Genomic DNA, 11,829 nt, shown 5'->3' with positions numbered 1-11,829 from the left:
AGATGAAACTTATTATCATATCAAACAGGTTACCACTTAAGATAATTGAAGAAAATAACAGGTACGAAATAATCCCTAGTCCTGGAGGATTATCGACCGGGCTTGATTCCTTAGATACAATAATTGAAAAACATTGGATCGGTTGGCCGGGAATGTATCTTGAAAATTCTAAAGAAAAAGAAGAGATAGACGAGCAGCTTGAACAACAAAATTTTCATCCGGTTTACCTATCCCCGGAGCAAATAGAAAACTATTATGAAGGATACAGTAATAGTGTGCTCTGGCCACTTTGTCACTATTTTTCCAACTACGTACATTATGAAAATAAATACTGGGAAGCCTATAAAGAGGTTAATCTTATATTTTGTAAAGCTGTTTTAGATATTGTGGAGCCAGGAGATATTGTATGGGTACAAGACTATCAGTTAATGCTACTTCCTAAAATGCTTCGTGACAGGATATCCGATATCAGTATTGGATATTTTCACCATATTCCATTTCCTTCCTATGAATTATTTCGCGGATTACCGGAAAGAGCTGAACTATTGAATGGCTTACTCGGTGCAGATTTAGTAGCATTCCATACCCATAGCTATATGCGCCACTTTATAAGTGCGGTCTATAGAGTATTGAAATTAGATTGTAATCTGGACGAAATACAAATGGACCGACGAGTGGTAGATGTAGATGCGTTTCCGATGGGGATTAACTACGATATGTTCCATAATGCTTTGTTAAATCCTGATATAAAGAAAAATGCCAAGGAATTAAGAACCAGTTTTGGAAATGGAAAACTAATCTTATCTGTTGACAGACTAGATTATAGTAAAGGCATTATGATTCGTCTGAAAAGCTTCGAGAATTTATTGGAAAACTATCCCGAATATTTAGGACAGGTATCATTAGTAATGATTGTTGCCCCTTCACGCGATAATGTAGACATATATGCAGAGTTAAAAAACGAAATAGATATGAAAGTAGGTGCTATTAATGGCAAATATTCAAGTATAGATTGGACTCCTGTATATTATTTTTATCGGGCATTTAATTTCGAAGAGCTAACAGCCCTCTATCATATAGCCGATATCGCATTGGTCACTCCTATTCGGGATGGAATGAATTTAGTCGCAAAAGAATACATATCTACTAAAAGGGAAGGAGAATCTGGTGTACTTATTCTGAGTGAGATGGCCGGGGCTTCTATCGAATTATCTGATGCAATTATTGTAAATCCAACTGATACGAAAGAGATAGAACAGGCAATTGTACAAGCATTGAAAATGCCAATTGTAGAACAACTGGAAGCTATTGCATCTATGCAAGAAATTATATCAACGCAAACGGTTAGACAATGGGCTAAAGATTTCATTGAAGAGTTGACAAGTATAAAGCTAAAGAATGATGCTTTGCAACAAAAAATAGTTGAAAAAACGAACTTTGATATTATAAAACAAGCATACGATAGAGCAAAGAACAGGCTTATTATACTCGATTATGACGGAACTTTAGCTCCATTCCACAAAGAACCTATGCAGGCATATCCAACCCCCGGCTTAATTAATATATTGGAAAAGTTAAGTGCTGATATCAAAAATCATATTGTTATAAGTAGTGGCCGGAGCAAGCAGATTTTAGATAAATGGCTAGGGCATTTACCGATAGGATTAGCAGCTGAACATGGAGCTTTTTATAAGGAAGATGGCATATGGCACAGGACGGCTCAGAAGGTTGAATGGGATAATGAAATACCTGATATAATTAAACAAACCATAAAAAGAACTCCCCGTTCAAAAATGGAGGTAAAAGATACAGCACTCGTATGGCACTACCGAAACGTTGATGTTTGGCTAGCCGACTTACGTGTGACGCAGCTAATCAATGCTTTACTTAATCCTTGTGCTCGTCATAACCTACAGATAATGAAGGGTAATAAGATTGTAGAAGTAAAATCTGGCGATATTAGTAAAGGATCAGAAGCTAACAGGCTAATTAATAAAGGAGATTATGACTTTATCATGGCTATAGGAGACGATACCACCGATGAAGAAATGTTTATGGCATTGCCGCAAGAGGCAATAACAATCAAGGTAGGCCAGAGTTCGAATGCCGCATTATATAATCTACCCACTCAACAGCAAACTCTTTTATTTCTTCTAGAATTGATAAAAAAATAAAAGTGGTTATTATTTATAACCCTCAAATATGTATTCTAACTTCTATCTAATAAAAGTTAGAATATACTTTGTCTTTTTTTATTCTGATAATACAACATATCTATTTACGATGAAGCAGCCATATTAATGTTCATCGGAGATTAAACAGTTCCATTTATAAATATTAAGTTTGAATTAGCCTATACAGCCACCATTCCATGATGTTTACCATCAAATTTGTTCAAAATTGAATGTTTATTGATCAATATCTAAGTATTAAAAATGAGTTCACACTTAATTTTGTAAATGGAAGAACTCATGAAAGCACACTAAAATTAAATTTCATTTGCACTAATAGTATCAGGAAAAATCAGGGTCAAAGGAACCGTTCAATGTATCTGCGTTCTATATTGACAGATAAAATAAAGAAAATAATAGAATTTTGTTACAAACAGAAACTCAGATATAAAATCAAGAATGGGCATTTCAATTAAGACAACAACTATGACTTATACTTTTCTAAATACAATATTACTTATATTGCTACTTATAATTACGCCCGTCTTGGGTTTTGCTAAGCAAATAACCCCTGATAATGCTGTAAAAATTAATTTATCCACAGGAACACTTTCTTTACAGGCATTAAATCAAAACGCTATACGTGTACAATTTACACAAGAAAATTCTACCCTGCCGGAAGAACTCATATACTCAGAAAACATCTCTAAACCAGATTTTAAGATAAAAGAAGATAAAGAATCTTTGCACTTAAAACTTAATCAGATAGGTGTGACTTTCGATAAAAGAAACCAAGTATTAACTTTTACCGATGCCAAGGGGAAGATAATCCTTCAGGAAAAAGCTGAAGGACGTATAATGCGTAATTCCACAATTCAAGGTGAACCCACATTCGAAGTCGAACAACAATTTATAACGCCTACCGACGAGTATCTGTATGGTACAGGACAGTTTCAAGACGGTTATCTAAATATTAGAGGGTTAACCAGACGCCTTACTCAGGTTAACACACAAATAGCAATACCTTTCATCTTATCGAATAAAGGGTATGGATTACTTTGGAATAACTATGGCCTGACAGACTTTAATCCTGCAGACCAATCCGTAACACTCATTCCATCAGATACGGATGGACAGTCTATCACTGTAGATGCTACAAGTACAACTGGAAATATGCGGGAGACTCGTTTTTTCAAATCTTTTACCGCGACAATAGATGTACCTGCTGAGGGTGAGTACTCACTGCTATTAGATGTAGGTCAGCGCATGGCACGTCAACATTATATATCTATAGACGGACAAAATATAATCGACATTAACAATTTGTGGTTACCTCCGACCACATCTGCCATCGTGAAAATAGCCAAAGGGAAACATACCATTGAAGTACAAGGTGTGAAAAGTGACAAACCTATACTTTACTGGCGAAAGGTTACAGATGTAACTACTTTTCGTTCGCCCGTCGCACAAGCACTAGATTACACCGTATTCTCCGGTAGTGCAGATGAAGTTATTGCCAGTTATCGGGAACTGACCGGAAATGCGACGATGATGCCACTTTGGGCATTAGGTTACATTCACTGTCGGGAACGTTATAATACACAATCCGAATTATTGGAGAATGCTATGGAATTCAGAACAAGGAAAATACCTATTGATGTAATTGTACAAGATTGGCAATGGTGGGGTAAATATGGATGGAATGCTATGCAATTCGATGAGGATAAATACCCTGACCCAAATGAAATGACTAGTAAACTTCATGAAATGAACATACGCCTGATGCTATCGGTTTGGTCCAAGATAGACAAGCAATCTGAACTAGGTAAACAAATGTTGACAAAAGGATATTATATACAGGGTACAGATTGGATAGACTTTTTTAATCCAAATGCAGCAGCATACTATTGGCAAAATTTCAGCAATAAATTATTAAAACCATACAAGATTGATGCCTGGTGGCAAGATGCCACCGAACCTGAAAATGATGATCTATTAGGTCGCCGAATAAATAATGGAAGAATACCAGGGGAACTTTATCGAAATATTTATCCTCTTTTTGTAAGTAAAACAGTTTACGAAGGACTACGCAAGGACGATCCGAATAGAAGAGCTATGATATTGACCCGAAGTGGATTCTCTGGATTACAACGTTACGCAGCAGTCACTTGGTCTGGCGATGTAGGAAACGATTGGGAAACATTCCGTAGACAAATCACCGGTGGGCTTGGACAAATGGCAGCCGGTTTACCATGGTGGACATATGATGCAGGGGGATTTTTCCGCCCTTCTGATCAATATACAAACACAGATTATCAAGAAAGGTTATTACGTTGGATACAAGCCAGCACATTCCTTCCAATAATGCGTGTACATGGTTATATGAGCAATACAGAACCATGGAGATATGGTGAACAAGTCGAACATATTGCATCACAATACTTACAGTTGCGCTATCGCTTACTTCCCTATATATATTCGCAATCGGCAATGGTTTCTTATCTAGGATCGACACTCATGCGCCCGCTTGTTTTTGATTTCCCTAACGACAAGGAAGCCCTAGAACAACAAAGTGAATATATGTTCGGAACTTCCTTACTTATTAATCCGGTTACAGAAAGTAGAGTAAATCAATGGAAAACTTACTTGCCAAATCATGATGCAGGTTGGATAGATTTCTGGAGTGGCAAAAAATATAAGGGTGGGCAATATATCGATGTTCCGGTTTCAATAGAAAAAATACCTGTATTCGTAAAAGCAGGATCAATTTTATTCATGGATACAGATAAACAATTCGCTTCCCAAAAAACAGATAAACCGTTAGAGATACACATTTACCCAGGAATGAATACCTCATCTACTTTGTATGAAGACGAAGGTGATAATTACAATTACGAACAAGGTGCATATAGTACTATAAAGTTTCATTGGGACGATGCTAAGCAGATGTTATCAATAGATAAGCGACACGGAGAATTTCCCGGAATGCTAGAAAATCGAACATTTCGTATTGTAACACCTTCGACAGAAACATTTATCACATACAATGGAAAACAAATTCAAATTCAACTATAAAGAATTATAAATCATGAAAAATTTTAGCTTTATTTTTATCATTTGCAGTCTAGTTTCACTAATAGGTTGTGCTCAAGAAAGTAATCTTAAAACATTTAAGAACACAGGAAATCCATTAATAAAAGATAAATTCACAGCCGATCCGGCTCCTCTGGTTCATAATGGAAGACTGTATCTATATGTGGGGCATGATGAATATTATGAAGGACAAGATTCTGCATCAGGCGGTAAGGAGTTCAACATAACAGAATGGCTATGTTATTCGACAGATGACATGCAAACGTGGACTGACCATGGCTATGTATTAAAACCCACTGATTTTAAATGGGCTATCGGCGAAGCATGGGCTTCACAAGTTCTTGAAAAAGATGGCAAATTTTATTATTATACAACCGTTCAGGCTGGTGAACCTTATAATAGTAAGGCAGTTGGTGTAGCGGTAAGCGATAACCCACTTGGTCCATTTGTTGATGCTATTGGCAAGCCGCTTGTGACGGACGACATGACATCGAATGGTGCGCGTGGCTGGTGGAATGACATAGATCCTACAGCTATTATAGACGACAATGGACAAGCATGGCTTTGTTGGGGAAATGGAACTTGTTTCTTAGCAAAACTTAAGCCGAATATGGTTGAATTAGACGGAGAAATAGAAGTGATAGATCTACCTAAATTTGTAGAAGGACCATGGCTGCATAAATATGGTAATCTATACTATTTAACATATGCTTCGATGGGTCAAGGGAGGGAAAATATAGCTTATGCTACCGCTCCATCTATGGAAGGTCCATGGACTCCACAAGGAGAATTGACAGGAATGGCCGAAAATAGTTTTACCATCCATCCCGGAATTATCCAATTTAAAGACAAATGGTATCTGTTTTATCATAACGCTACGCTTACAATAGATGGACGATCAGGAGCAATAGGCCGCCGTAGTGTTTGCGTTGATGAACTTTATTATAATCCTGACGGAACAATGAAATTTGTTGAACAAACAAAAGAAGGAGTTGCTAAGAAATAAAATGCAACATATTTTTATGTACTTTTTATACACGATAAATTAACATGAAAAAATTAATATTATTCGCCTTTTTCTCAATTATAACTTTATTTTCCAAAGCCGACGACTCAAAATTATGGTATGCACAACCCGCAAAAAAGTGGGTTGAGGCATTACCTTTAGGCAATTCCCGGCTCGGAGTGATGGTATATGGTAATCCATCCGTAGAAGAGTTACAGCTTAATGAAGAAACGGTATGGGGAGGTGGCCCACATCGCAACGACCAACCGGAAGCATTAAATGCCTTATCTGAAGTTCGAAGACTTGTTTTTGAGGGAAAGAATGAAGAAGCACAAAAAATAATAGATGAGAAATTCCGTACATCACAGAATGGAATGCCTTACCAAACTATAGGAAGCCTTATGCTTCACTTTGTTGGACATGAGAATTTTTCAAACTACTATCGAGACCTTGATATAGAAAACGCAGTAGCTACAACCAAATATACAGTGGGTGCTGTGACTTATACTCGCGAGGTTTTTGCTTCTTTTACGGATAATATTGTCATCGTACATCTTTCTGCTGACAAAGAAGGTATGCTGTCTTTCTCAGCCGATTATAAATCTCCATTAAAACATACAATAACAAAGAAAGATGGTAAACTCATTCTTTTAGGAAACGGACAGGAACATGAAGGTATCCCGGGAGCAATCCGTGTTGAAACGCAAACATATATTCAAACGAAAGACGGAAAAGTAGATGTAGGAACTGATAAAATCTCTGTTTCTGGTGCAACAACAGCTACTATTTACATTTCCTCTGCAACTAATTTTGTCAATTACATGAATGTGAGCGCTAACGAAAGCAATCGCGCCACAACATATATGGAAGCTGCAATCAAGAATCCATATGAGAAAGCAAAAGCAGAACATATTGCTTATTATAGGAATCAATTTGATCGTGTAAAATTAAATCTCGGAACCTCGGCTGCAGCAAAAGAGCAAACACATATTCGTGTAAAAAATTTCAATAAAGGAAATGATGTATCTCTAGCTGCACTTCTATTCCAATATGGACGTTATTTGTTAATATCCTCCTCACAACCTGGCGGACAACCCGCTAATTTACAGGGAATTTGGAATAAAAGCCTTCTTGCTCCATGGGATGGAAAATATACAATCAATATTAATACCGAAATGAACTATTGGCCTGCTGAAATCACAAATCTGAGTGAAACACATCAGCCTTTGTTCCAAATGATAAAAGAACTTTCAGAAAGTGGACGTAATACTGCTCGTAATATGTACGGAGCCAACGGCTGGGTTGCTCATCACAATACAGACATCTGGCGTAGCTGTGGGGTTGTTGATGGTGCATACTGGGGTATGTGGCCTAACGGAGGGGCTTGGCTTGCACAACACCTATGGGAACACTATCTATATACAGGAAATAAAGAATTTCTCAGAGATGCTTATCCTGCATTGAAAGGTTCTGCTGATTTCTTTCTCGATTTTTTGGTCGAACACCCTGTATATAAATGGATGGTAACCTGTCCATCCAATTCACCTGAACACGGCCCGGGAAAATCGTCTATCATCGCTGGATGTACGATGGATAACCAAATTGCATTTGATATACTCTACAGAACTCGTGAAGCAGGTCTGATTCTTGGAGAAAACCATGAATATTTAAAGAAGTTAGAAAATATGATTAAACGCCTGCCACCTATGCAGATCGGCAAATACAATCAATTGCAAGAATGGCTGGAAGACGTAGATGATCCGCAAAACGACCATCGCCATGTATCTCATTTATACGGGTTATATCCGAGCAATCAAATTTCGCCCTACGCACATCCTCATTTGTTTCAAGCCGCAAAAAATTCACTGGTATACCGAGGAGACTTAGCTACAGGCTGGTCTATTGGATGGAAAATAAATCTTTGGGCTCGTTTGCTTGATGGCAATCATGCATTCAAAATCATACAGAATATGCTTGTGCTCGTAGAGGATAGAGATATGAATGGACGAACATATCCAAATCTGTTTGATGCTCATCCACCTTTTCAGATAGATGGTAATTTTGGATATACAGCAGGAGTTGCCGAAATGTTATTGCAAAGTCACGACGGAGCTGTACATTTATTACCAGCTCTCCCAGATGCTTGGCGTAACGGTGAAGTCAGCGGGTTAGTAGCTCGCGGAGGGTTTGAGGTTGATATCAAATGGGATGGGATACAACTTAAAGAAGCTACAATAAAATCTCGTTTAGGCGGAAATCTTCGTCTTCGATCATATGTTCCCTTGAATGGAGAGGGCCTTAAAGAAGTAAAAGACAATAATCCTAATCCGTTATTTAATAGACCGAATATAAAAGAACCATTAGTATCTAAAGAAATTTCTAACAAACAATTCCCTATACTGAATCAGATTTACGAATACGATGTGGATACGGAAGCAGGAAAAACCTACCGTTTTCTTAGAGGCTTTTAATATTATATAATAGTATCTTTTAATGTTATTTAAAACAAGGAGTCAATAAAACTTACTCCTCTCCCATTACATCAAAATTCATATAGATTGTCGAATGATAAGTTGACAGATAAATATATGTAAAACTATTATTGATGAGATAAAACAAAAAAGAAATTATATTCATATTTTGAGGCCTAATCTTATCAATAAAATTTAAATACGTATATTTGTCTTATATCGAATTTGATGTATATGTAAGGCTTATTATCTTTGGTAACAAATACCAAAGATAATGAGATAAGCGGCGGGAACATGAGAGTTATACTAATACTATTGATTCTTTCTTTTTCGAATCTTCACCTATCTTCTTCAGATATAAAATTTCATAGTATTAATACTATTTATGGCATATCTATGAGGGAAGTTTCCTCTGTATGTAAAGATGGCAACGGATTTATTTGGGGAGCATCAAAAACAGGTGTTTTACGAATCGCCGGAGATAATTACCATGTGTATCAGCTCCCGTATAAGACAGTTGACATATCATTTTCAAAGCTCATATATAAGAATTCTCAATTGATTGTTTATACCAACAATGGACAGATCTTTGCTTATAACGAATTGTATGATAAATTTGTTCCTTTTATCGATTTGCGAAATTTATTGCAAGACAGGTATGCCACAATAAATAGTGTTGATATAGATGATTCTGGAAAAATTTGGATTGCATCTTCCAACGGATTGTATAATTACAAAGACGGTATCCTTGATACTATCCAGCAGAGAAAGACAGACACCAATTACATTTACACACTGGACAACAACCATTTACTATATGCCGATCAAAATAAAATAGCCCTATTGAATCCTGAAACATTGAAAGATGAGCTTATATATACAAATAAGCTTAATAACACTATACAAGTATCGAGTTGTTTTTATGATAAAAAGAGCGAAACATTATGGATTGGAACATTCTCTCACGGGCTTTTCGAATATAATTTGAAAACAAAATCTTTTAATGAGGTTTTTATAGAAGGTTTTCCTAAGCAACCTGTGTTAGCATTAGATGGCAATTTAGATTCCTCTCTATTTGTTGGTATTGACGGTCAAGGTGTCTGGGAAATTGGACTAGAAAATAAATCAGTACTAAATATATACAAAGAGGAGGTTGATAATCCTTCATCTCTCCGTGGTGACGGTGTATATGATATTTTTTGTGATGACAATCAAAAGATCTGGGTTGCTACTTATACAGGAGGATTATCATATTTCGAAAAAGACACTCCTCTCATAAATCAAATAACACATCAAATAAATAATATAAACTCCCTGGGAAATAACGATGTACATCAGATTCTTGAAGATCGTAAAGGAGACATTTGGTTTGCTACAAATAACGGAATTAGCTGTTGGAGAGCCTCCTCTTCCCAATGGGAGCTTTACTATCAAAATAAAAAAGAACAGGCTCAGGTTTTTTTGGCATTATGCGAAGATAAGGAAGGTCATATTTGGGCAGGAACTTATTCTTCCGGTATCTATATTCTTGATCGGGATACGGGGCAGGAATTAGCACATTATTCAGAAAATAAACGAGAGTCCAATAAACCTGGAAAATTTATTTTCGATATATTTAAAGATAGTGACGGAGATATCTGGATAGGAGGTGTCGATGATGTAACTTGTTACTTTTCAAAAGAAAAGCAATTCCGCTCGTACTCAATAAAGCCTGTCAACTCTTTTTGGGAACTGACAAAGGATAAGATATTAGTAACTCTTTCACAAGGACTTTCTCTAATAAACAAAAAAACGGGAGAAATTGAAATCCTATTAGACAACTGTATGGCTCATGATGTTGCTGTCGTGGGGGATGATATTTGGCTAGCGACTTCAGGTAACGGTCTAATTCAATACAATCATATTGATAAAAGAAAAAAACAATTCTCTACCGACTCGGGGTTACCCTCAAATTACATTAATAGTATTATATCTACCAACGATTATCTATGGATTGGAACAGAAAACGGATTATGCCAACTTAATCTCACCAACAACAAGATACTTACCTACTCGTCTGTATTGGCCTTATCAAATACATCATTTAATATCAATTCATGCACTCAACTGAAAAACGGTGACTTAGTTTGGGGCACCAACAGTGGTGCAATTATGTATACCCCCGACAAACTTTACCAAGCTTCCTTCGATGGACGTATCTTTTTTCAAAATATTACTGTATCTGGCCGCTCAATCAGAGAAAATCCCGATATAGTTAAAAACACTGCTGTTGACAAACAAACTAGTATAACACTAAATCATGATCAAAATACTCTATCTCTAGAACTTCTTTCTATTGGAATTTCTTCCAAGAGTGCCAAATATTCATGGAAGCTAGAGGGATTAGATTCAGAATGGAGTCAGCCATCAGGCTTTTCTATCATTAATTACACTAACCTGCCGAGTGGAAATTTTAATCTCTTAATCAGGATGTATGATAGCTCTATTTCACAAGTAATTGATCAACGGTCGTTAGCTATACATATTATTCCTCCATTTTGGGAAACATGGTGGTTTCGTTCTGCATTTGTTATTGCGATATTAGGCATTTTATATTTTTCTTTAAGATTCTATATCAACCAGATCAAACAAAAACATGCAGAAGATAAGATTCGTTTCTTCACAAGTATGGCTCATGAAATGCGCACATCGTTAACCCTGATTAATGCACCGATAGAGCAATTGAATAATGCTACAGAGTTTTCGACAAAAACACGTTATTACTTAAGCCTTGCAACAGAGCAATCAAGAAGATTATCTTTAGTTGTAACACAGTTGTTGGATTTTGAAAAAATAGATAGTGGTAAAGGTCAATTGTTTCCAATAATGACTGAGATAGTGCAATTGGTCTCAAATCGAATACAAATCTTTAGCTCAATAGCCGAAAATAGAAATATAGAGCTGGTGTTTTCATCTAATATGGAATCGTACATAACAGCTATAGATGAATTGAAGATTGAAAAGGTAATTGATAATCTTTTATCTAATGCAATTAAATATTCGTATAAAAATAGCAAAATAGAAATTTTTCTATTTTGTGAAGAAAAAC

5 protein-coding genes are annotated in these 11,829 nt (G+C 36.3%); all 5 read left to right on the top strand.

The features are described 5' to 3' along the window. The coding region (locus JGH11_RS16795) for a bifunctional alpha,alpha-trehalose-phosphate synthase (UDP-forming)/trehalose-phosphatase (RefSeq protein ID WP_201113755.1) at nt 1-2,174 on the top strand (2,174 nt) is incomplete at its 5' end. A 456-nt stretch (nt 2,175-2,630) separates the two neighbouring features. Next, nucleotides 2,631-5,246 carry a TIM-barrel domain-containing protein gene (locus JGH11_RS16790; RefSeq protein WP_236264066.1) on the top strand — a complete coding sequence of 872 codons (2,616 nt, stop codon included), beginning with the start codon at nt 2,631-2,633 and terminating at the stop codon, nt 5,244-5,246. A 13-nt stretch (nt 5,247-5,259) separates the two neighbouring features. Continuing rightward, nucleotides 5,260-6,270, top strand: coding sequence for a glycoside hydrolase family 43 protein (locus tag JGH11_RS16785; protein WP_201113751.1), 1,011 nt, complete (start codon nt 5,260-5,262; stop codon nt 6,268-6,270). Between the two features lie 44 nt (nt 6,271-6,314). After that, nucleotides 6,315-8,741, top strand: coding sequence for a glycoside hydrolase N-terminal domain-containing protein (locus JGH11_RS16780; RefSeq protein WP_201113749.1), 2,427 nt, complete (start codon nt 6,315-6,317; stop codon nt 8,739-8,741). 294 nt (nt 8,742-9,035) lie between these two features. After that, nucleotides 9,036-11,829, top strand: a 2,794-nt coding sequence (locus tag JGH11_RS16775) for a two-component regulator propeller domain-containing protein (protein ID WP_201113747.1), incomplete at its 3' end; no start/stop codon positions are given.

This window comes from Dysgonomonas sp. Marseille-P4677, assembly GCF_016652235.1.
Classification (GTDB): Bacteria; Bacteroidota; Bacteroidia; order Bacteroidales; family Dysgonomonadaceae; genus Dysgonomonas.
This window is presented reverse-complemented; position numbering and strand designations above follow the sequence as displayed.